We start from the raw sequence: 22565 nt of genomic DNA on the forward strand, positions 1-22565 counted from the left end.
ACACGAATTATAGAAGTTCTATTTCTATACTTCGTGTTTTTTTATGCGCTTTTTAAAAATAGAATAAGATTTTAATAGCTTTTAGGGATAATTATTATCTATTCGTTTGATGCGTTAAAAAATAGATAAAAAAAGTAAAGTTTCTAAATGGATTTTATTTTAATTTGTGTCTTTTATTTTTATTAAAATAATAGATTGAAAAAAGACAAAATAAAATTCCAATAATCCAGTAATATCTATTATTTATATCATTATTAAAAGGAATAGCATCAGTATTTCCTATAATATAAAAACTGCCCCAATAAAAAGGGTTTGTGTAAAATGCCTCAGTCGTTTTTAGATAATTTAATTTTGCTTGTTGTAGAGCTTTAGGTTTAGTCATTCCTTTTTTTAGGTTAGAATAAAAAAATTTCATTAATTCGGGTGTAGTTTTATCAGAAACTTTCCATCTACTTAATAACAGACTTTTAGCTCCTGCGTATTGAAAAGCATTTCCTAAGCTCATTAAGCCTTCTCCATTAGCAATTTTACCTATTCCTGTATCACAAGCACTTAATACTACAAGATCTGCAGGAATGTTTAACGCAAAAAGTTCATGATTGTATAAAATATTATCCTCTATAGAATCTTTACTTTCTGTAAAGTATAATCTAGATTCTTGTGGATGCTCATCATCTACTTCCCCATGTAATGCTAAGTGTAGTATATTGTATTTATCAGCATTTTTTTTAAAATTTGCTTCCGCAGCTTCCGAATCATAAAAATATTGACCATCTATAATTTTAGAGATCGCTTTTAGTTCTTTTCTGGTTCCTGGTAGATCCTCTTTTAGAGTTGTTATTTGTTTAATATTCGTTTCATTTGAAAACGAAAAAGCGAGACATTCTTTTCTTATTTTAGATTGTTTCTTATTATTTATAGGATTAAATAATAGGTCTATTGTGTTAGCATACGATATTGTGTATTTTTTTAGTAAATAAAATAAATTTCTAGTATTTTCTTTCTTAGCTTCTTTAGTTAGTAATAAATCGAAATTTAGGTACCATAAAGATCCATCTGGTATAATAATTAAATTATCTCCAATTAGTTTATCTTTTATTGGTTTTATAAGTTCTTTATACAAACTGCTAGCTGTTTTTTTATAATCTTCTATATTTTCTGAAGTAATAGTATTTCTAAAATAATCTATTTTTTTAGACAACTCAGACACTTTAAATTCTTTTATTGAAATATTCTTTTTTGAAATTGTAAAAGCGTATGTTCTATCTTCAGTTGTAAAAAATTCTAGGATTGTAGTATTTTTATTTATTTTTTTCTGAATATCAGTAATAGATAATTTTTTGTTTTTATGGCTTAGTTGATAATATTTAGGATACTCTTTTTCAAGTATTTTAATTAGAGAATCGTTTTTTTGATTTATAGCAAATAATTCATCTTCAAAATGTTTAATTATTTCTGAATCTGTACTGTTTTTAGATCGTTCAGAAACTATTTGTGATTGATAATAGGCACGATTAGATCTTATGTTTTTTTCAACTTCTAAAAGAGTATCTGGTATCCCCGAAAATTTTTTAGAAGATGCATCATTTAATAAATCTTTTAAAGTGTTTGATTTACTCTTTTCTGAAAAATACCAGGCATCTTCTAAATACTTGTTTTCTTTTGTGTTTTTATATTTCAATAAATGTGATGCAATAGCATCTGCATAAATTGCTTTTGCTTGTTTTGATAGCAACAATTTATCTTGATGATTATTAAAAGATTGACGGATGTAGTCTATGATAATATCTGCCTGGTAATATAATTGTATACTTTGGTTTAAATTGTTGTTTTCTTTAGTTTGTAAATAGTATAAATTTAGCGTTTGAGCTTTTTTGTGTACTATATTTAATGCCAATTGATAATCATAATAAGTATCGTTAATCTTCTTAGAATTCGCCTTTAAAGCTTTATTAAAAAAGTTTAAAGCTAATTGGTATTCTTTTATGTTTTGATGAATAATTCCTATTCTAAAATAAAAATTAGAGGTAAGAATGTGGTTAACTCCATAGTTGTTTTGTATTATTTCTAGACCTTTTTTATAGTATTTTAAAGCACTATTATAATCTTCTTTTTTATTATAAAAGTTGGCAAGTAGTTTATATGAATTTGCTGTAATAGGGTTGTTGTTTCCAAATATATCTTTGTTAATTTTTAAAGCAATTTTAAGATACTTTAATGCTTCTGCATATTCTTTTTTAGAAGATAAGTTATACCCAATAATTTGGTAACTATTAGAAACCTTGGGGTGTTTTTCTCCGTAAACGTTTATATAATTATTTAATGCTCTTTTTTCAAAAATTATGCCATTTTCAAAATCTGCTTTATTAGTGTAAATACTAGCAATACCACTAATTATGTCGCTTGTTATAGGGTGGTTTTCTTTGTAGTAATTAAGACTAATATTTAAACTCTTATTAAAATATTGTAATGCTTTATTGTCTTCTCCTTTACTACGATAAACGATGGCTATAAATTGGTAGGTAGATGTTAGAAATCTTTCTCCTTTTTTATTATTTAAAATTGGAATGGCTTTAAATAAGTAGTCAAGCCCTTCGTCAAACCTTTGTAATTCAATTAATGTTATAGCAATATTGTTCATATTAGTACCTATATGTAAAATATTACCTTTGTTTTTTTTCTTTATTTCTAAACTTTTTTTAAAATATTTTAAAGCTAAATTTAATTTTCTTGTTTGTGTATATATGGTTCCAATATTATTGTAGTTACTAGATATCTCTTTGTTTTTTTTGTGAAGAATATTAATTTTTAAAGCTTTTTTAAAATAGGAAATAGCTAATTCAAATTTTCCTTTTTTATTATATGTAGCGCCAATACTGTTGTAGGATAATGCTAACTTAGGATGGTTTTTAGGAAATATTTTTTGTCTAATAACTAGACTTTTGTTTAAATAATAAATAGTTTTATCTAAATCTAATATTCCGTAATAATAGAACCCTATGTTGTGGTAAGTATCTGCCGCTTGTTCACTTTCTTTAGGTAGGTATAGGGACGTAAGTTCTAAGGCTGTTTTTGCATACGATAAAGAGGACTCTAATTTTCTATTATACCTGTTAATTTGAGATAATCGGTTATAACAATCAACAGTTCTTTTCCATGCGCTGTTTTTTTTATAAATGGGTAATGCTTTTTTATAAAAAATATTGGCCTTGTTGTAGTTTTTTGTTTTTTGTAATGAATCTGCTTTGTTGTAATACTTAGAAGCTATTAAAGTATCATTTTTTATTTGAGAAAATATTTTTGAAGTAAAAATGAGAATAATCAATACTCCCCAAATAATTTTGTTTTTATACATTATTTAAAATATTAAAGGGGGAGTATGTTGTATTTGCTAGTTGTGTTGTATAACTAGTGTTCTAATAGTTGTAATTCTTTTATGTTGTTGTTAGGTAGTTTTAAAAACTTGCTGGCTGCTTTAATGTTTCCTTGTTCAAGATAAATAAGCCCTTGATACCAATTAGCAACCTTAGACTTTTTACCTGTATGATAATTAGAAAGTGTATCTAATGTTTTTAATGCAATATCTATTTTATTTTTTTTGTAGTAAGAAAGTCCTCTAAGCAATAAAACATCTTCATAATACAAAGTAGCTGTTTTGTAATTACTTAATTGATGAATAGTAGATTGATAATCTTTTTTGTTATAGGTTTTAAAAGCTATTGTAATTTTGTCCTTTATAGAGTCTTTGCTAGCACTACGAGTAATATTTTGGTCCAGACCAATTTTTTTATCCCAAGCATTGGCTAAGAGTTTATTTAAATCTGGTTCTTGTAATGTATTGTTAAATACCCAAAATGAAAATAAGAGTGCAAATCCTGCAGCAATAGCTCCTATCCATTTCCAATCGGTTTTTTTGGTAGATTTTATCGTTTTATCAGTCTTTAAAATTGCTTTCCATTTATCTGTTTTAGCTTGTTTATCATCATCCAGATAACGTTCATTTACTATATGATTAGCTTCTTTGTAGGTCTCTAATTTTTCACGAAACTCTACATCATTCAATAACCTTTGTTCTAGCTCTTTTAATTCGTCATCAGAAAGAGCTAAGTCAAAAAAACGCGTAATTAAGTCGATGTCTTTTTCTTGAATCATGATTTTAAGAATTATTTTTTTTCAAATTAGTTAAAGCCTCAAAAACTTTTTTGACTAGTTTTTTTTTACAATTATATTTCGCCTGTACTAAAGCCTGGTAATTGGCATAGCCCATTTCTTGCTGTAAATCTTTTAATTTTATATTCTTATCTAACTCTGTTTCAATAAGTTTTTTGCATTTATCGCATAATTTATTAATAGCAATAGATAAAGCTTTGTGTTTTAGTAAATTACTGTTTTCTATGTCTTCTTTATTTTGTGCTGTATCTAAATTATCATCATTAGATTTAGTAAGGATGTATGTGTTGTTGTTATCTAAAAGCACCTTACTCCATGGTTGTCTTTTTTTATGTATCCATGCATTTCTACACATCATATAAATATAGCCTGTACTATTATGAGGTAACTTTTCTTGTTTAATAACAAAACGTTCCCAAAATTTATGCATAGATGTTACAAAAATTTCTTGTGCATCATCATTAGAGTTAGTAAGGGCAGTTAGTTTGGGTAGTAGTTTTTTGAAAGTATCTTCAAAAAACCTATTAAATAGAAGTTCATTTCCATTAATAGCACTACCAATTATTTTTTTGAGATTAATTTCTGTCATATAAGAACTGCAATGATACTAAAAATAGATACATGTCATTCTAGGTTTTTTATAATTATGAGAAAAATAAAAAAAAACTTGTTATTATTATTTTAATCTGCATCATAGATATAGAAAGCTATGCTAGTAGATTAAGTTTCTGTATAAATTGAAACTGATTTATAAACATTGTGTTCTAAAAAGCGGTAGCCGAAAAGCTTATATGAATAGAGTAGGTGAAATTAAATAATTAAATGATTATGACAAAATTAGATTTAAAAAAAACAACAGAAGTTAAAGGAGGAAAACAAGGGCCATCAGACAGAAGATGTGACAGATTAGCACGTAGAGGTATAAATGGTTCTGATAGAGCTTGGGATACTTTCCTTAGAATCTGTTAAGAGAAACATATCTTATTCTAAAATTAGATAATAAGAAAGCTATTTATTCGTTGTGATAAATAGCTTTTTTAGAACTTATTTTTTCTGATAAAATAATAATAAAGCTTTTAAAAAGGCGTACTAAAAGCGGTAGCCGAAAAGCTTATATGAATAGAGTAGGTGAAATTAAATGATTATGACAAAATTAGATTTAAAAAAAACAACAGAAGTTAAAGGAGGGAAACAAGGGCCATCAGACAGAAGATGTGACAGATTGTACCGTAGAGGGATGAATGGTTCCGTAAGCGCTATTGATAGATTCCTTAGAATCTGTTAAGAGAAACATGTTTTAAAATTAGATAATAAGAAAGCTGTTTATTCGTTGTAATAAATAGCTTTTTTTAAAATCAAATTATGAAAAAAATTATACTTATTTTTCAATTATTTTTTATTTCCATATTATATGGGCAAGATCCTATAAAAGGGGTTATTCTAAATACAGAAACAAATACTCCTGTTGTAAATGCTAACATATATTTTAACAACACATCAATAGGGACTATATCTAATGAAGATGGAGCGTTTGTATTGAGAATCTCTGAGAAACTTAGCAACAAGACTCTTATGTTTTCTTCATTAGGATTTGAAACTCAAGAAATAGAGGTTTTAAAATTAAAAAGACATAGCGATATAATAATAAAGCTAAAGCCTATCAATGTGCTTCTTGATGAGGTGATAATCACTACAAGTAAAACCAAGCTAGATGGGTTTCAAATTGTTGAAAAAGCGTTTGAGAACTACGAGACCAATCTTCCTATAGAACCTTATGTAGCAAAAGGATTTATAAGGCACACAGAAAAAACAGAAAAAGAATACAAATGGCTTGTTGAGGGCGCATTTGAAATGTATGACCCAGGCTTTGATGAAAAAAGAGGAGTAAAAATTAATGTACTAGAAAATAGAAAATCTTTAGACAACAGGGTTTTAGATACAGCATATATGGTGAGAACTTATTTACGTGATGTTAACAATTCTAGCTTCAGAAAAAATTATAAAATAGCTAAAGATTACAAAGCTATTTCTCCAATAGAATTAGATAAAGCTTTTGTTTTCTATGATAACCATTATACATCTGGCTATAATAAAGAAATGGGACTAATAGAAAAACTGCTATCTACAGATATAAATAAAATTCGCTACTTTAATAAAAATGAAGCTTCGTTTAGTAAAAAGAACTTAAAGCTATATAAGTTTAAAATAGATACCGTTTTAGGGTATGGAGACGAAAGAGTTTACAAAATAAAATTCTCTAAATTAAATAAAAAATCAAGTAGGTTAGATGTTGGGTATTTATTTGTGCAGAATAAAAGTTATGCTATAACAGAAGTAGAGTATTCTGTATTGTTAGCAAAACCTCATCATCGACGAAAAGTCACAGGTCAAAAAATGCTATACGCTACAAATATTAAATTTAAAGAATATAACGAAAAAATGTATCCCTTCTATATATCTCACAAAACATTTAAAACAAACAATCTTCGTTTGTTAAGAAATATAGAAAATAATAAAAAAGAAGTTCCATCAATTGGTCATATATCTCATCAAGAAATTTTATTCTCAGAAATAATAAATCAAAAGAATGCAATTTCTAAAATAACTTCAAATCTTAAGCTTTGGAATGATAATTTATTCCTTAAAAAAAAGTATAACCCTTCTTTTTGGGATAATTATAATATTTTTTTAGAGAGTAAAGAGCAACAAAAGCAAGTAAAGGATTTAGAACAAAAAATGAATTTAAAAGAACAATTCTTAAACAATAATTAATATTTTAATGAAAAAATTTTTAAACAGTAATCTTTTTTTAATAGCACTAATAATCATTATTATCTGCTATATTATTTCGTTTATATCAACAGATGTGGTATTAAGCGATGAGGTTTATAATAAATATTTGAACGAGAAATTTGAAACAAAGTATAATGATTTTAAAGATTTGGACTTAGATTTATCTGATTTCGAAGATGAACTTCAAGAGTTTGAACAAAACGCAGCAGAAACAAATACTTACGGGTGGGATTATCTTTATATTGATTTAATAGCAATATTAGTGCCTATGTTAATTGTTGTTTTTGGTTTTAGTGGTACGTTCTTAATTTTATTATTGTTTCATAAAAGGCTTCATATTATAAAATTTTCTCACTTATTAAAAGCATCTTTTCTAAGTTATGTTTTATTTTATTTCACTGAAATTATATCTGCAATATATTTTTTAATTTTTAACAATAGTTATCAGTTAAATGATATTCAATCTTTTTCAAGTAAGTTTACTTTTAGTACTTTTTTTGTTAAAGAAGAAACATCTACTTGGTTGTGGAAAATAGTTTCGCAAACAGATTTTGTGTTTTTCTTATTCCCTTTATTTGTTGTATTACTTATAAAAGTATTTTATGCCAACTTTAAATTAAGTCTATTGCTAAGGTATTCTTATATAAGTTACTTAATTGTATTTGTTTTTTATAACACCGTATTTTGGTACCTTTTTGACCTTTTTTAATGATGAGAAAAATAATAATTAGTATAATAGTTCTTGGTTTGTCTGCAATTATTTTTGTAGTTGCCCACAAGGCTTTAAGCATAAAAGAAATAGAAAAAGAAAAAACAACTTTTACTAAAAGTAATAGTACTAAACTTCCTTTATTTGAGTTTTTTACACTTGATTCAATTCCTTATTCTAGATATAGTTTAAAGAAAGATAAGAGTTTGGTTTTGGTTTATTTTGATCCGGATTGTGGTCTTTGTAATAAATCTGGTAAGGTTTTTGGTTCCTTTAAGAAGTTTCACGAAAAGTCTCAGGTTTTGTTCGTTTCTTATAGTTCAAAAGATAAAATTGAGGCTTATAAAAAGCGACATAATTTAAACCTTGTTCCAAACATTAAATTTTTACAGTGTAGTTCTGAAGATTTTTATGCACTCTTTAAAGAATCTATTACACCTACATATTTTATTTATAATACAAAGCAGGAACTTATCAAAAAAATTAATGATGATGTGCCAGTAAAAACTATTTTAAGATATATTAAAGCGGCACAAGTTGATGAACAAGTATAAGAAATATGTTGTTTTGCAACATGACCAAAAAGATTGTGGTTGTGCCTGTTTAAAGATGGCACTCCGTTACTACGGAGGTGATGCAAACTTAGAGTATCTTAAAGAAATTAGCGGAACAAACTCTGAAGGCACCTCATTGTTAGGTTTAATTCAGGCTTCAGAAAAAGTAGGTTTGTTGTCAGAGGCTTATCAAGCTAGTATTGAAGATATAAAAAAAATAAAAGAACCATTTTTTCTTCATGTTGAACTTAATGGCTTTTTACATTATTTAATTTGTTTTGATTATCATGAAAAAAAGGGGTTTACAGTTGTAGATCCAGGCATTGGTTTGGTAACGTATTCTGAAGAAGATTTATTGGAAATCTGGAAAGATGGTTATATCCTTATCGTTAAGAAAGAAAAGGGTGGTGTTTCGTTAAAAACGTCAGGTAAAGGATATTTGAACTGGGTTTTAAATATGATGAAAAAAGACGCGTCATATTATATTTCTGCTGTGTTTTTAGGGATTGTTATTGCGTTACTAAATATGACTACTTTAGTTTTTACAGAAAAACTAATAGATGTTGTATTGCCTTCCAGAAGTTTGTCGTTACTATTTAAAACACTAGCTATATGGTTTGTCTTGCTTTTAATAACAATAGTACTAAATTATGTTCGGTCTATTGTTTTAATTCAACAAGCTTACAATTTTAACGTTCGTGTTTTTCGTTTCTTTTTTAAGCGATTATTAAAAATGCCTAAGGTATTTTTTGATAGTAAAAGACAAGGAGATATGATTGCTAGGATGAATGATACAGAACGTATTCAACAAAATATTAAAACAATTATAGCCGATTCTTTTATTCAGTTTTTTATGATAATTGTAGCAGTAGGTTTTTTAATTTATTATTCAGTAGAAGTTGCATTAATAGTCTTAGCCTCTTTTCCTATCCTTTACCTTTGTTCTTGGCTTTTTAATAAGAAAATAAAGAAACTTCAACATAAAATGTTTAATGATTATGCTCAGACAGAGTCTAATTATATCGATACAATAAGTGGAATAGAAACTATAAAAGTATTTAATAAAGAAAGTTTTTACTTTAAAAAAAATGCAAGCTTTTATAAGTCTTTTCAGAATTCAATATTAAGTCTATTTAAATATGAAATCAATCAAGGTACTTTAATTGAAATTTGTAGTACAATTATTAGTGCTTCAGGAATTGCATATGCTGTTTTGTTAGTTTTTAATAGAGTTTTAGAGGTTGGAGATTTAATAGCTATCATTTCATTAATATTTATGATTATTGAAGGAATGAAAGGTATTGTTCAGCTTAACTTTGAAATTTTTGAAAGTAAAATAGCTATTGAGCGTATGTTTGATTTTGTAGAGAGAAGTGATGAAATTGATGAAAAGAAAGTAAGCTCTAATTCTAAAATAATTGAAGATATACAGACCATTTCTATCAATAATTTATCTTTTTCTTACCCAGGACAAGATTTTCTAATTACTGCAGCTAATTTAACCTTAAATAAAGGACAAATAACTTTTCTTAAAGGCCAAAGTGGAAGCGGAAAAAGCACCTTGTCTCAACTCTTATTAAAGTTCTATAAGCAGAATATAGGTACTATTACAGTAAATAATAACTATTTACTTGAGTCTATAGAAACAAATCAATGGAGAAGTCAAATAGCCTATGTGCCTCAAAATATTAAAATTTTTAATGAAAATATTTTATATAACATATCTTTAAATGATAAAAAAGATGATAATGAGGTTATGGATTTTTGCAGAAATGAGCTAAAAATTGAAAATATTTTTTCAAAATTTAAAGACTCTTATTGGACAGTTTTAGGAGAGGAAGGTGTAACGCCTTCTGGAGGGGAGAAACAGATTATAGCTATAGCTAGGGCTTTGTTTTTTAAGCCGAAAGTTTTAATTTTAGATGAAGCAACAGCTTCAATGGATAGCGCTACTCAAAATCGAATCTTAGAAATTCTAGATGTGATTAAAAAGGATATGATAATTCTTTTTATTACTCATAATGAAGAATTATCTTCTAATAATTTAGCAAACACTTATTTGTTAAAGGATAAAATAATTTCACTAAAATAGGCTTAAAATGTTTAGAACACCTGAGATTTTAAGTGCTATCTATAAAAATAAAGATAAAAGCATTATTGCTGGCATTACAGTGGCATGGGGAATTATGTTGTTAATTTTGTTAGTAGGTACTGGTCAAGGCCTTCAAAATGGCGTTAAAAAAATTTTCTCGGATTACACGGTTAAAACAATTGAAGTCTTTTCTGGTGAAGCTTCTATATCAGACATTAGTGTAAATAAAGGAGATTTAATTACTTTTAATATTTTAGATATCAAAAAAATATCTTCTACTTTTAACTATATAGAGAATATATCACCAGTAGTTGATGTTAAAATACCAGTAATTACTTCAGAAAGAAAAAGTATTAATCGATTTTCTCTAAAAGGTGTTAATGAAAAATATTTCAATATAAAAACACTTAAATTAAATAAAGGAAGAGTTTTTAATACTAGAGATCGTAGTAGGAAAAATATTATTTTAGGTTATGAAATTGCAAAAAATCTCTTCAATAATATTAATTGTGTAGGTAGAATTGTTTTTTTAAATAATGTTGGTTATAAAATTATAGGTGTTATTGAAAAAGATAACTTATTTAATAACTCAGGTTACAATGCTTATATCCATTATGAAAACGCATTAAATATAAGCTCTCAAAGAAGTTTTAATGAATTTATTTTATCGTTAAAAAGTAAAGTTAATACAGAAGAATTTCAAAAAACACTTAAAGTATATTTATCAATAAAAAAAGGAATAAACCCCAAAGATAAAACAGCTTTCTTTTTTAATAATATCGAAAATACATTAAAAACGTTCAATACTTTATTTAATGCTATAAATCTGTTTTTATGGTTTATCGGAATTTCTTTTTTAATAAGTGGCATGTTAAGTATTTTTAATATAATGACTGTTATTGTTAAAGATAGAATAGGGGAGTTTGGTATACGAAAAGCTTTAGGAGCTACACCAAATTCAATTCAGATTATGGTTTTAATAGAATCTTTAATAATTACGGTGGTTTCTGGAGTTATAGGCTTAATTGTTGGGTTCTTTTTAATATATCTTATCAATTTATATATAGAAATTAGTGGTGGAAATAACGAGTTTCTAATTTTAGATATTAACAAGTATGTTATTTTATCAGCAATATTTTTATTAACAGTGTCAGGATGTATTGCCGGTATAATACCTGCAAGAAAAGCTTCAGAAATTTTACCAATAGAAGCATTAAGAACTTTAAACAATTAATACGTAGATGAATAAAGGAATCATTTTTTTTATAATACTATTAATAGGGGCTGGGTTTGCCGTTATTACTTTTAAAAACACACAAAAAACAATTCCTAACGAAGCTCCTAAATATAGAGATATTAGTAAAACAAATTTCTTTTTGGGTAAATTTAAACCTTATGAAATGGTATTGGTTCAGCCAGAAATATCTGGCATTATTGATTCAATTTATATAAAGAGTGGAGACAAAGTATCTGTAGGAGATAAAATTGCAAAATTAAGAATTGTTCCAATTCCTGAAGAATTAGAAAGAACAAAAAAGGCTTTAAGAATTGCAAATACAGACTTAAAGCAAAAAATAATCAATCATAATAGAAATACTAATTTATTTAATAAAGGAGTAATATCAAGAATGGAATTTGAAAATACAGCATTAGAACTTAATTTTGCTAAAATCGAAAATTCTAATGCTCAAAATAACTACAATATTTCTCAAAAAGGGTTTTCTAAAAATGTTAATGCATCACCAAATATTGTAAAAGCAACTATTAATGGAGAGGTTTTAAATGTATTAGTAAAAAAAGGAGTAAACGTAACAAAAAGAAACACGTATAATGATGGTAATACGATTGCTACAATAGTTAACACTAGTAGTTTTATGTATGAATTTGAGATTACAGAGTCAGATATTTCTCATATTAAGATCGGAGATACTTTTAGTGTTTCTATAAAGGCTCTAAATAATAAATTGGTAAATGCAAGGGTTAATGAGCTAATTCCTTTAATTAAGAAAGATGAAAGTTTTTATTATTTAGTAAGTGCTATTGTTTTAGATACTATCTCTACTCTTAAACCTGGTTTTACTGGTTTAGCAGAATTTACGCTTCAACATAAAGAAGATGTATTAAGTGTTAAAGAGAAAAATATAATTTTTAGAAATAGAAAGTCATTTATAGAACTTATTGGTGAAAATGATGTTATCGAAACTGTTGAGGTAAAAGTTGGTATTTCAGATGGTGTTTACACAGAAGTTTTGTCAAAACTAAAAAAATCAGATAAAATCAAAATTCAGTAATTAAAAATAATAAAGCGCCTTTTTATAGTTGATACAAGTATAAATGGCATTAAAATATTAAAATATTGAATTTCTATTTCTATAATTCGTGTTTTTTTTACTCTAAAAGAGTGTCCTACTATTTTACTATAGTAATCACTTTTATTTACGTATTTTTGTTTTATGCTATCTAAAAAAACAAAATACGGTATTAAAGCGCTAACATATCTAGCAAGGCAAAAGGATAAAACACCTGTTTCTATTGCAATAATATCAGAAAGTGAAAACATTTCTTTAAAGTTTTTAGAAAGTATTTTGTTAACACTTCGTAAAAACGGATTATTAGCCTCTAAAAAAGGAAAAGGTGGTGGTTACTACCTTTTAATGGAGCCTAAAGATATCCAGATGACAACTATTATGCGGGTTCTAGAAGGGCCTATTGCTATGATTCCTTGCGTTAGTTTAAACTTCTATGAAAAGTGTGCAGATTGCCCAGACGAAAACCTTTGTGCAGTTAATAAATTAATGATTCAGGTTAGAGATAGTTCACTTCAAATTTTTAAAAACACTACATTATCAGATCTTTGTAGCTGTAATTAATAGCTATTTTTCTCTTAAACTGATATAAAATATTTTAGCACTATAACCTTGTAGTAGTGAAATATCCTTAAATTTTTCACCTTTTTTTTATTAATCTACTAATTCTGTAGGGTTTTAGAAATTATTAACAATTTTTCTCGACCTATTAGAAAGTTTTGAAGTATGTTTGCATACCCTACTAAAGTAGTAGGATAATTATTTGAATTAATTTTTTTTATGATTTTAGACCAAATCATTTTTAGCAAAAAAGCACAGAGTAAAGGTTTTGAAGAAGATAAGTCTTCAGAAAAACCTTTACGAAGTGTGCTAAAAGCATTAAGCTGGAGAGTTGTTGGTACTGTAGATACTTTAGTGGTATCTTATTATGTAACCGGTGAGTTTACATTGGCAGCATCAATTGCTTCGGTAGATTTTTTAACAAAATTAGTTTTATACTTCTTTCACGAGCGAGTATGGAATAAAGTAAAATGGGGAAAATAATGAGTTTAAACTTAGCACAAGTTAACGAAGAATTAAAAGGTAAAAGTCCAGCAGAAATAATAGCTTGGGCTATTTCTTTTGCCAAAAATCCTGTAATAACAACAAACTTCAGACCATATGAAGTAGCTATTTTAAAAGCAGTTACAGATGTACAAAAAGATATTAAAGTAATTTGGTGCGATACCGGTTACAATACGATGCAGACGTACAAACATGCAGAAGAAATTATAGGAAAACTGAATTTAAACATTCATTTATATACACCAAAACAAACGGCAGCTCATAGAAACGTTGTTTTAGGAGTGCCTTCTGTAGAAGATCCTAAACATGTTTTGTTTACAGAGCAAGTTAAGTTAGAGCCTTTTTCTAGAGCTATGAAAGAACATCAACCAGATGTTTGGTTTACAAACTTAAGAAAAGGTCAAACTGCATTTAGAAACAGTATAGATATTGTTTCTCAAAGTAAAGACGGTGTCGTAAAAGTGAGTCCGTTTTATAATTGGACAGATGAAGAGTTAGATGCTTATTTAGTAGAACAAAATCTACCAAATGAGTTTACCTATTTCGATCCAACAAAAGTAGAAAGTAACCGCGAATGTGGTTTACATTCATAAAATATTTAAGACCGCTTCGCTGTTAGAACCAAGAACCAAGACAAAATTATTATGAGTAACAATATAATACAAGTAGATGCTTTAGAAAGTGAAGCAATTTTTATATTTAGAGAAGTAGTAGCGCAGTTCGAAAAACCTGTTTTATTATTCTCTGGTGGAAAAGACAGTATAACTTTAGTGCGTTTGGCACAAAAAGCATTCTATCCAGCAAAAATTCCTTTCCCTTTAATGCATATCGATACAGGTCATAACTTTCCTGAAACAATAGAATTTAGAGATCGTTTAGCAAAAGAATTAGGTGTCGAGTTAATTGTAAGAAATGTACAAGACAATATAGATTCTGGTAGAGTAAAAGAAGAAACTGGTAGATATGCAAGTAGAAATATGTTGCAAACAGAAACGTTGTTAGACGCTATTGAGGAGTTTGGTTTTGATGCATGTATTGGTGGAGCAAGAAGAGATGAAGAAAAAGCAAGAGCAAAAGAAAGAATCTTTTCTGTAAGAGATGATTTTGGTCAGTGGGATGAGAAAAACCAACGTCCAGAGGTATTCGATATGTTAAACGGACGAATAGATTTAGGTCAGAATGTACGTGTTTTTCCAATTTCTAATTGGACAGAATTAGACGTTTGGTCTTATATAGAACAAGAAAACATCGAAATTCCTTCAATCTATTTTGCACACAAAAGAAATATTTTTGTGAGAGACGGAATGATTTGGTCTGCAGATGATGAAGTTGTTTTTAGAGATAAAGAAGAAGTAGTAGAAGAAAGAATGGTTCGTTTTAGAACTGTAGGAGATATGAGTTGTACGGCAGCAGTTTTATCCGACGCAGTCGATATTGCAAAAGTTGTAGAAGAAATTAGAGATTCTTCCATTTCAGAAAGAGGCGCAAGAATAGATGATAAACGATCTGAAGCAGCAATGGAGAAACGTAAACAACAAGGGTATTTTTAGAATACTTTGGGCGTTTTAACAGGCTTTCCACTATATCTTTTTTTGAAAAAAAATCAAAAAAAGGATGTCGTTTCAATCCCTAACGCAACTATTTGCAAACACCTTACAAAATTTAATCGCTTTGTAAGTATTAAAAATGAATACAAATTAAGCTAAAAGCCAAAGGCTAATAGCGAACAGCTCATAAGAATGAAAGTACTAAAAATAGCAACAGCAGGAAGTGTAGATGATGGTAAGAGTACCTTAATTGGTCGTATTTTATACGATACAAAATCATTGACAGACGATAAGTTAGAAGCGATAGAAGAAAAAAGTAGACAACGTGGTTTTGACTATTTAGATTTCTCTTTAGCAACCGATGGTTTAGTTGCAGAACGCGAACAAGGAATTACTATTGATGTTGCACATATTTATTTTTCTACACCTTCAAAAAGTTTCATTATTGCAGATACTCCAGGGCATATTGAATATACAAGAAACATGGTTACTGGTGCATCAACGGCACAAGCTTCTATTGTTTTAATTGATGCAAGAAACGGAGTTATAGAGCAAACTTACAGACACTTTTTTATCAATAATTTATTGAGAATTAAAGATGTAGTAATTGCTATAAATAAAATGGATTTAGTAGATTTTTCTGAAGAAAAATACAATACCATTAAAGCAGAGATTGAATATTTAGCAAGTAAAAGTGAATATAAAGGTCAGAATTTAACGTTTATACCAATGTCTGCTTTACAAGGAGATAATGTTGTAAATAGATCTGAAAATACGCCTTGGTATAAAGGAGAAACTTTAATGGATCACTTAGAAAAATTAGATATAGAAGATATTGATGATGCTTCTCAAACTCGTTTTCCTGTGCAAACAGTAATCAGACCAAAAACAGAAGAATATCATGATTTTAGAGGCTATGCAGGTAAAATTTATGGAGGAGATTTATCTGTAGGAGATGAAATTGCTGTTTTACCTTCACAAACAAAATCTAAAATTAAGGCAATAAATTTTTTCGACAAAGAATTTAAAACTGCAAAAAGAGGAAGTTCTGTTACTATTACTTTAGAAGATAATGTAAATGTAAGTAGAGGAGATATGTTGGTAAAAGTAAATGAAGAGCCAACCATTGCAAAACAATTAAATGCTACAATCTGTTGGATGGATAAAGATCCTTTAAAGGCTTCTCAAAAATATTATATCAAACATGGTGTAAATGATGCGCAAGCAAAAATTACACAATTGTCTAGTATTATAAAGACTGATTTTTCTGGAATTGAAGAAAATCCATCAGAATTGGTATTAAATCAAATAGGAAACATACAATTAAAGTTAAGCAAACCTTTGTTGGTAGATTCTTATAAAGATAATAAATCTAATGGATCTTTTATTTTGATTGATCCAAAAACGAACAATACAGTAGGTGTTGGTTTCATCAATTAGATAGAATTAAGAGTAAAGTACAAAGTAAAACAAAGTAGAATTTTAAGGTATTAAGAATTACTTGATACTTTTACAAACTACTAAATACTAGAAAAAATGCAAAGTTTTAGAACCGAAATAGAGAATCCAGTTGTAGAAAGAGATATTATTGAATTAGCAGATAAAATTGCAGCATTTAATAATTTAGAAATAGACGAAGAAAAATTTAGAAGTTTACGTTTAGCAAGAGGTGTTTACGGTCAGCGTCAAGAAGGCGTACAAATGATTCGTATTAAATTGCCTTATGGTAAAGTGATGAGTAATCAATTACGAAGAATTTCTGAGGTTTCAGATGAGTATTCTAGAGGTAGGTTGCATATTACAACGCGTCAAGATATTCAAATTCACTATGTAGATTTACAAAGAACGCCAGAATTATGGGCAGAATTAGAAAAAGATGATGTTACGTTGCGTGAAGCTTGTGGTAATGTGGTAAGAAATGTAACTGCTTCAGAAACAGCAGGTATTGATGTTGATGAGCCTTTTGATGTTTCTCCGTATGCAGATGCTTTGTATAAATTCTTTTTACGTAACCCTATTTGTCAAGAAATGGGACGTAAATTCAAGGTTTCTTTTTCTTCTACAGATGCAGATACGGGATTATCTTATTTACATGATTTAGGATTTATTGCTAAAATTGAAAACGGAGTAAGAGGTTTTAAAGTGATGGTTGCAGGAGGATTAGGTTCTCAGCCAAGACATGCAGAAACTTTATATGAGTTTTTACCATCAGATAAAATTATTCCAGTAATGGAAGGTGTTTTAAGAGTTTTTGATCGTTATGGTGAACGTAAAAGTAGAGCCAAAGCAAGAATGAAATTCTTATTAAAAGACATCGGTTTAGAAGCTTTTAAAGAATTAGTAGCACAAGAACAAAAGGCTATCGAATTAAAATCAGTTGCTATTGATGCAGATGGTTATGTTGCGTCAACTCCAGTTTCTGTTGAAGCACCAGAAGCAGTTATAAAAGACCAAGCAGCATTTGAGTTATGGAAATCTACCAACTTAATTCCTCAAAAGCAAGCAGGTTATGTTGCAATCGGAATTAAAGTTTTATTAGGAGATTTTTATACAGATAAAGCTCGTTTATTAGCAGATTTAGTTGATGCATATGCAGCAGGTGAAGTTCGTTTAACCTTGCGTCAAAATATTGTTATTCCTTTTGTAAAAGAAGATTTAGTTCCTTATTTCTATCAAGAATTAGAGAAATTAGGTTTTGTAGCAGCAGGTTATAATAAAGCGGTAGATATTACAGCTTGTCCAGGTACAGATACATGTAACTTAGGTATTGCAAGTAGTACAGGTATTGCAGACGAATTAGAGCGCGTTATAAAAGCAGAATATCCTCAGTATTTAAAAAACGAAGATCTAGTTATAAAAATTAGTGGTTGTATGAATGCTTGTGGGCAGCACAATATGGCAAACATTGGTTTTCAAGGAATGACGGTTAGAACTCCAGATAAATTAGTGGCGCCAGCGTTACAAGTTTTATTAGGTGGAGGAAATTTAGGAAACGGAAATGCATTATTTGCAGATAAAGTAGTAAAAGTGCCAAGTAAAAGAGGTCCAGAAGCATTGCGTAGAATTTTTAATGATTTTGAAGCAAATGCTAAGGGAAAATCTTTTGTAGACTATTATAAAGTGACAGGAGAACGTTATTTTTATGATTTATTAAACGATTTGCAAGATGTTACTAATTTAACTCAAGAAGATTTTATCGATTGGGGAGAAGAAGAGAAATATCTAAAAGAAATTGGTATTGGAGAATGTGCAGGTGTTGTAATCGATTTAATTGCGACTTTATTTTTAGAAAGTGATGAGAAAATTGAAAATGCAAACGAAGCTTTTGAAAACGGAGTGTATTCTGGTGCAATTTATTATGCATATCAGTCTATTGTAAATTCAGCAAAAGCATCTTTGTTAGCCGCAGATAAGAAAACAAATACGCATGCAAGTATTATTTCTCAATTTGACACTGAATTTATTTCATCAGAAAAAATAGATTTAGGAGGTTCTTTTGCAGATTTAATTTATCAAATTAATAAGTTTGCTCCAACAGAAGAATTTGCAAAGAAGTATATTAGCGATGCAAATACGTTTTTACAGAAAGTAAGAGCTTATAGAAATGCTGAAACTGCAATTGCAGAGTAAGTTATAAAAGAATAAAATGAGTTTTAAAACACCAAAGTTAACTGTAGTAGGTGCAGGCCCTGGCGATATAGATTTAATTACAGTAAAAGCCATTAAGGTTTTAAAAATGGCCGATGTAGTTTTATATGATGCTTTGGTGAATGAAGACTTGTTAGCATATATAAACCCAGAAGCTGAACAAATTTTTGTTGGAAAACGTAGAGGGTGTTATAAATATCAGCAAGAGCAAATTAATGAGTTGATTGTTACACGTGCAAAAGCAAGCGGACATGTAGTTCGTTTAAAAGGTGGCGATCCGTTTATTTTTGGAAGAGGAGCAGAAGAAATGGAGTATGCTGCAAGTTTTGGTTTAGAAACAGCAATGGTTCCAGGTATTTCTTCTTCTTTAGCAGTAGCTGCTTATCAAAATATACCGTTAACAAAACGTGGTAGCGCAGAAAGTTTTTGGGTAATTACAGGAACTACAAAAGACCATAAAATTTCTAATGATATTGAGTTGGCTGCAAAGTCTAACGCAACTGTAGTTGTTTTAATGGGCATGAGTAAGTTGCCTCAGATTGTAAAATTGTTTCAAGCAGAAGGTAAAAATAATTTACCTGTTGCAATTATTCAAAGAGGAACCACATCTGAAGAAAAAGTAGGAATTGGAACTGTAGATACCATAGAAAAAATTGTTGCGGATAATGATTTAAAAAATCCTGCAATTATTGTTTTGGGTGAAGTTGTAAAACATCGTGAAACAATTTCAGACGTTCAACAACAATTTGCAAACGAATTAAAAGGATAGATTTATGGGGAAAAATAATTTATATCCTATTTTTTTAAAAACAAAAAATCTTCAAGTTTTAATCATTGGAGGTGGTTTTGTGGCAGAAGAAAAATTAACTTTTTTGTTAAAATCGAGTCCAGATGCAAATGTAACAATAGTCTCTCCTATGTTTAGAGAAGGCACAACTGCATTAGCAAAGAAGGGAAACGTAAAACTGATTAAAGAAAAATATAATAAACGGTATTTAAAAGGAAAGCATATTGTTGTGGCAACAACAGAGTTTCCTAAAGTAAACGAAAAGGTTTATAAACATTGTAGAAAGAGAAGCATATTGGTAAATGTTGCTGATAATCCTCCTTTTTGTGATTTTTATATGGGCGGCATTGTAACGAAAGGAAATGTAAAAGTAGCCATTTCTACCAATGGTCAATCACCAACAACAGCCAAAAGATTACGTCAGTTTTTTGAGGATGTAATTCCCGAAAATGTAGATGACTTGGTGCAGAATTTAAACGAGTTTAGAAAAACAATAAAAGGAGATTTCGAAGAAAAAGTGGAAACATTAAACGAATTCACCAAAGGATTAATAGAGAAAAAAGAATCTTAAGATGATTACAACAGACATACTTATTATTGGAGCAGGACCAACAGGGTTATTTACAGTTTTTGAAGCTGGTTTATTAAAATTAAAATGTCATTTAATTGATGCGTTGCCTCAACCAGGAGGGCAGTGTTCTGAGATTTATCCGAAGAAACCAATTTATGATATTCCTGCATATCCAGAAATTTTAGCTGGAGATTTAACACATAAATTAATAGAGCAAACAAAGCAATTTAAGCCCGGTTTTACCTTAGGTGAAAGAGCAGAAACAATAGACAAGCAAGATGATGGTACTTTTATTGTTACTACAAATAAAGGAACAAAACACCATGCTAAAATTGTTGCAATTGCTGGTGGTTTAGGTTCTTTTGAGCCAAGAAAACCATTGATACCTAACATCGCAGATTTTGAAGATAAAGGTGTTGAATACATTATTAAAGAACCAGAATTTTACAGAGATAAAAAAGTAGTAATTTCAGGTGGTGGAGATTCTGCTTTAGATTGGGCCGTTTTCTTATCTGATGTAGCATCAGAAGTAACTTTAATTCACAGAAGAAATGAATTTAGAGGTGCTTTAGATTCTGTAGAAAAAGTACAAGAATTAAAGAATTTAGGTAAAATTAGAATGATAACTCCTGCGGAAGTAAAAGGAATTATCGGTACAGATAAAGTAACGGGAGTTGCTGTAGAGAAAAAAGGAGAAGATGCTTTTATTGTAGATACAGATCATTTTATTCCGTTATTTGGATTATCACCAAAATTAGGGCCTATTGCAAACTGGGGATTAGAGATAGAGAAAAATGCAATTAAAGTAAATAATGCGTTAGATTATCAAACAAATATTCCTGGAATCTATGCTATTGGAGATGTAAACACATATCCTGGTAAATTAAAGTTAATTCTTTGTGGTTTTCACGAAGCAACTTTAATGTGTCAGAGTGCTTATCAAAGAATTTTTCCAGATAAGAAATACGTTATGAAATATACTACAGTTGGTGGTGTAGAAGGGTTTGATGGAACAAGAAAAGATGCACCGAAAGCTGTTGTAAAAGCGATTGAGTAATTTTTACTACAAGTTTTAAAAAACCTTATAAGTATAAAATTGTTAGGTTTACTTAATTTAGTAGACAATTAATAAAGAGAATAAGAAAGACCTTAAAGGTTTTAAAAACCTTTGAGGTCTAACCAAACAAATTTATTACTTTTGACTTTGGTAAAAAATGTAAAATGAGCGTAGATATAAATATAAAAATAACTGATAGAAATGGTGTAATGCATGAAATTGTAGCACCTACAGACATGGCAATGAACCTTATGGAGGTTGTTCGTTCTTACGAATTAGCAGAAGAAGGTACCATAGGTATTTGTGGCGGTATGGCCATGTGTGCTTCTTGTCAGTGTTATGTAAATTCAGATACCGAATTACCAGAAATGTCAGATGATGAAGATGCTATGTTAGCAGAAGCATTTAATGTAGAAGACAATAGTAGATTGGGCTGTCAGATACAAATGACCCCAGCAATGGAAGGGTTAGAGGTTACTTTAGCACCAGAAATGTAAAAGGCTATAATGAAAGAAACAGCACAAATAGTTACGTTTAAAAACTACAGCATGTGTTTAAGAGATGCGGTAGAAGTTTTTACTAAACAGTTAATTAATAACTTGTTTGATGAACTCCATTTGTCTGAAAGTGGCCAAGAAACAAGATTAAAATTTTTAAAAATTCTAGAAAGATTATCCGTTGAAAACGGAGAGAATTTGTGGAATGATTTTGAAAATTCTTTTGTTACTATTCGTCAAAAATTAGATTTAGATGCTGCTGCTGCAGAAAAAAATGATCCTGCTGCTAAAAGTTTAGAAGAAATTTATTTAGCATATCCAGGGTTTTATGCCATTGCAGTGTATCGCTTAAGTCACCAATTATTAAATTTAGGAATCCCTGTTTTTCCAAGAATAATGAGTGAGTTTGCACACAGCAAAACTGGTACAGAGATTCATCCAGGAGCACAAATAGGAGCTTCTTTTCATATAGATCACGGAACAGGAACTGTAATAGGAGAATCTGCTATTATAAAAGATAATGTACAGATTTTTCAGGGAGTAACTTTAGGAGGAATTCAGGTAAAGAAAAGTTTAGCATCAACAAAAAGGCATCCCACTATAGAGAGTGGTGTTGTTATTTATGCAAACGCTACTATTTTAGGAGGAGATGTTGTAATAGGAAAAAACTCTGTAATTGGAGCCAATGTTTGTATTATGGAATCCGTTCCAGAAAATTCGGTGGTAACAGTACAATCAGAAAATAATATTTTTCAAAAAAGAAATTAGA

The 22565-nt window shown here is 28.9% G+C and carries 22 protein-coding genes; 19 read left to right on the forward strand and 3 right to left on the reverse strand.

From position 1 onward, the window contains the following. Positions 1–154 precede the first annotated feature (154 nt). The 3 genes from GQS58_RS13825 to GQS58_RS13835 are packed head-to-tail and all read right to left on the reverse strand — an operon-like array spanning position 155 to position 4759. The gene (locus GQS58_RS13825) at positions 155–3355 is read right to left on the reverse strand and encodes a CHAT domain-containing protein (protein WP_166386911.1); all 3201 of its coding nucleotides are present in this window, start codon (positions 3353–3355) and stop codon (positions 155–157) included. Between the two features lie 53 nt (positions 3356–3408). Next, the gene (locus tag GQS58_RS13830; RefSeq protein WP_166386913.1) at positions 3409–4152 is read right to left on the reverse strand and encodes a tetratricopeptide repeat protein; all 744 of its coding nucleotides are present in this window, start codon (positions 4150–4152) and stop codon (positions 3409–3411) included. Between the two features lie 4 nt (positions 4153–4156). Next, positions 4157–4759 (reverse strand): hypothetical protein, encoded by a 603-nt coding sequence (locus GQS58_RS13835; protein ID WP_166386915.1) that lies wholly within the window; start codon positions 4757–4759, stop codon positions 4157–4159. Between the two features lie 239 nt (positions 4760–4998). Between GQS58_RS13835 and GQS58_RS13840 the strand changes: the two genes are divergently transcribed. The 19 genes from GQS58_RS13840 (at position 4999) to epsC (ending at position 22564) form a co-directional block, all read left to right on the forward strand. Then, positions 4999–5139: a hypothetical protein gene (locus GQS58_RS13840; RefSeq protein ID WP_166386917.1), complete on the forward strand. Its 141-nt coding sequence runs from the start codon at positions 4999–5001 to the stop codon at positions 5137–5139. A 175-nt stretch (positions 5140–5314) separates the two neighbouring features. Further along, complete coding sequence (locus tag GQS58_RS13845; RefSeq protein ID WP_166386919.1) at positions 5315–5455, forward strand: hypothetical protein; 141 nt, start codon at positions 5315–5317, stop codon at positions 5453–5455. A 77-nt stretch (positions 5456–5532) separates the two neighbouring features. Beyond that, on the forward strand, positions 5533–6942 hold the full coding sequence (locus tag GQS58_RS13850) for a carboxypeptidase-like regulatory domain-containing protein (RefSeq protein ID WP_166386921.1): 1410 nt from the start codon (positions 5533–5535) through the stop codon (positions 6940–6942). Between the two features lie 7 nt (positions 6943–6949). Beyond that, entirely contained in the window at positions 6950–7672 is a 723-nt protein-coding gene (locus GQS58_RS13855) for a hypothetical protein (protein WP_166386923.1), read from the forward strand. After that, complete coding sequence (locus tag GQS58_RS13860) at positions 7672–8226, forward strand: peroxiredoxin family protein (RefSeq protein WP_205860440.1); 555 nt, start codon at positions 7672–7674, stop codon at positions 8224–8226. The genes GQS58_RS13855 and GQS58_RS13860 overlap by 1 nt, the downstream gene beginning before the upstream one ends. Next, positions 8213–10318, forward strand: a complete 2106-nt coding sequence (locus tag GQS58_RS13865; protein ID WP_166386927.1) for a peptidase domain-containing ABC transporter — start codon at positions 8213–8215, stop codon at positions 10316–10318. The genes GQS58_RS13860 and GQS58_RS13865 overlap by 14 nt, the downstream gene beginning before the upstream one ends. Positions 10319–10325: 7 nt before the next feature. After that, a complete protein-coding gene (locus GQS58_RS13870; protein ID WP_166386929.1) occupies positions 10326–11552 on the forward strand; it encodes an ABC transporter permease in 1227 nt (408 codons plus the stop codon). A 7-nt stretch (positions 11553–11559) separates the two neighbouring features. Further along, on the forward strand, positions 11560–12609 hold the full coding sequence (locus tag GQS58_RS13875; protein ID WP_166386931.1) for an efflux RND transporter periplasmic adaptor subunit: 1050 nt from the start codon (positions 11560–11562) through the stop codon (positions 12607–12609). A 162-nt stretch (positions 12610–12771) separates the two neighbouring features. Next, the gene (locus tag GQS58_RS13880) at positions 12772–13188 is read left to right on the forward strand and encodes an RrF2 family transcriptional regulator (RefSeq protein WP_166386933.1); all 417 of its coding nucleotides are present in this window, start codon (positions 12772–12774) and stop codon (positions 13186–13188) included. A gap of 216 nt (positions 13189–13404) precedes the next feature. Then, positions 13405–13668 (forward strand): DUF2061 domain-containing protein, encoded by a 264-nt coding sequence (locus GQS58_RS13885; RefSeq protein WP_166386935.1) that lies wholly within the window; start codon positions 13405–13407, stop codon positions 13666–13668. Beyond that, positions 13668–14282 carry a phosphoadenosine phosphosulfate reductase family protein gene (locus GQS58_RS13890; protein WP_166386937.1) on the forward strand — a complete coding sequence of 205 codons (615 nt, stop codon included), beginning with the start codon at positions 13668–13670 and terminating at the stop codon, positions 14280–14282. Before GQS58_RS13885 ends, GQS58_RS13890 begins: the two co-directional genes overlap by 1 nt. Positions 14283–14333: 51 nt before the next feature. After that, the gene (cysD, locus tag GQS58_RS13895) at positions 14334–15239 is read left to right on the forward strand and encodes a sulfate adenylyltransferase subunit CysD (RefSeq protein WP_166386939.1); all 906 of its coding nucleotides are present in this window, start codon (positions 14334–14336) and stop codon (positions 15237–15239) included. 189 nt (positions 15240–15428) lie between these two features. After that, positions 15429–16676 (forward strand): sulfate adenylyltransferase subunit 1, encoded by a 1248-nt coding sequence (locus GQS58_RS13900; protein WP_166386941.1) that lies wholly within the window; start codon positions 15429–15431, stop codon positions 16674–16676. 96 nt (positions 16677–16772) lie between these two features. Then, positions 16773–18866, forward strand: coding sequence for a HEPN domain-containing protein (locus tag GQS58_RS13905; RefSeq protein ID WP_166386943.1), 2094 nt, complete (start codon positions 16773–16775; stop codon positions 18864–18866). A gap of 16 nt (positions 18867–18882) precedes the next feature. After that, a complete protein-coding gene (gene cobA, locus GQS58_RS13910) occupies positions 18883–19653 on the forward strand; it encodes a uroporphyrinogen-III C-methyltransferase (protein WP_166386945.1) in 771 nt (256 codons plus the stop codon). Between the two features lie 4 nt (positions 19654–19657). Then, on the forward strand, positions 19658–20242 hold the full coding sequence (locus tag GQS58_RS13915) for a bifunctional precorrin-2 dehydrogenase/sirohydrochlorin ferrochelatase (protein WP_166386947.1): 585 nt from the start codon (positions 19658–19660) through the stop codon (positions 20240–20242). A 1-nt stretch (position 20243) separates the two neighbouring features. Then, entirely contained in the window at positions 20244–21299 is a 1056-nt protein-coding gene (locus tag GQS58_RS13920; RefSeq protein WP_166386949.1) for an NAD(P)/FAD-dependent oxidoreductase, read from the forward strand. 164 nt (positions 21300–21463) lie between these two features. Beyond that, positions 21464–21796 carry a 2Fe-2S iron-sulfur cluster-binding protein gene (locus tag GQS58_RS13925; protein WP_166386951.1) on the forward strand — a complete coding sequence of 111 codons (333 nt, stop codon included), beginning with the start codon at positions 21464–21466 and terminating at the stop codon, positions 21794–21796. 9 nt (positions 21797–21805) lie between these two features. Beyond that, positions 21806–22564: a serine O-acetyltransferase EpsC gene (epsC, locus tag GQS58_RS13930; protein ID WP_166386953.1), complete on the forward strand. Its 759-nt coding sequence runs from the start codon at positions 21806–21808 to the stop codon at positions 22562–22564. The last annotated feature ends 1 nt before the right edge of the window (position 22565 follow it).

The organism is Polaribacter sp. 11A2H (assembly GCF_011379025.1).
Classification (GTDB): Bacteria; Bacteroidota; Bacteroidia; order Flavobacteriales; family Flavobacteriaceae; genus Polaribacter.